At 59.8% G+C, this 1,218-nt stretch carries 2 protein-coding genes; both read left to right on the top strand.

Annotated features, from left to right (window positions below; genetic code table 11):
• Positions 1–666: NAD(P)(+) transhydrogenase (Re/Si-specific) subunit beta (locus B3849_RS01960; RefSeq protein WP_286779742.1), on the top strand; the 666-nt coding region annotated here is incomplete at its 5' end.
• A gap of 124 nt (positions 667–790) precedes the next feature.
• On the top strand, positions 791–1,218 hold a 428-nt coding region (locus B3849_RS01955; RefSeq protein ID WP_349678127.1), incomplete at its 3' end, for an MBL fold metallo-hydrolase.

The following is a 1,218-nucleotide window of genomic DNA, read 5'->3' as shown; positions in this document are numbered from 1 at the left end:
CTGATCGTCGTGGGCGCGCTGGTCGGCTCGTCTGGTGCGATCCTATCCTACATCATGTGTAAGGCGATGAACCGGTCGTTCGTCAGCGTGATCCTCGGCGGTTTCGGCGGGACATCCGGTCCGCAGATGGAGGTCGAGGGCGAGCAGGTTGCGATCGACACTGACGGTGTTGCCACCCTGCTGAACGAGGCCGACAGCGTCATCATCATCCCCGGTTACGGCATGGCGGTCGCGCAGGCACAGCAAGCGGTAAGCGAGCTGGTCAAAAAGCTGCGGGCAAAAGGCAAGAACGTGCGTTTCGCCATTCACCCCGTTGCGGGGCGTCTGCCGGGTCACATGAACGTGCTGCTGGCCGAGGCCAAAGTGCCCTATGACATCGTGATGGAGATGGACGAGATCAACGATGATTTCCCGTCAACCGACGTGGCGATCGTGATCGGGTCCAATGACATCGTGAACCCTGCCGCACAGGACGACCCCAACAGCCCCATCGCCGGTATGCCGGTTCTGGAATGCTGGAAGGCCAAGAACGTCATCGTGTCCAAACGCGGGCAGGGGACAGGCTATTCCGGAATCGAGAACCCGCTGTTCTTCAAGGACAACACGCGGATGCTTTACGGCGACGCCAAGGCGAGCCTCGACAAGCTGCTGCCGCTGATCGACTGATCACGCGACAGGCGACAAACCAAGGGGCGGTGCAGCAATGCGCCGCCCCTTTTGCTTTTGGGGCGAAGGCAGTGGAACTCAAGCCGGTGGCACGTGTTGAATTGTCATATAGGAGGATTTGAATATGAAGTTTTCGCGCACCAGCCCCTCGACCGGCCCCGGTTCCCCTGAAGTGACCGGCTTTTACGATGACGATACCGGCAGCATCCAATATCTGGTGGCTGATCCGGCGACCTCAAAAGCGGCGGTGATCGACGTGGTTCTGGGCTTCAGCCCACAAAGTGCGGCGACTGACACGCAGCATGTCGATACCGTCCTGCGCCACGCGGAAGCCGCGGGCTACGAGATCGAATGGATCCTCGACACGCACCCCCATGCGGACCATCTCATGGCCTCGCACGTGCTAAAACAGCGGTTGAACAAGCCCAATGCCATCGGGGCAAAGGTGACAGAGATCGCAGAGCTCTGGCGTGACTATTACAACATGCCCGACGCCTTTGATCCCGCCGCCGATTTCGACCACCTGTTCGAGGATGGCGATACATTCACCAT

Origin of the sequence: Sulfitobacter sp. UBA4523, assembly GCF_002388305.1 — a bacterium.
Classification (GTDB): Bacteria; Pseudomonadota; Alphaproteobacteria; order Rhodobacterales; family Rhodobacteraceae; genus Sulfitobacter; species Sulfitobacter pontiacus.
Note: the sequence above shows the minus strand (reverse complement) of the source record. Positions and strands in the feature narration are given on the sequence as shown.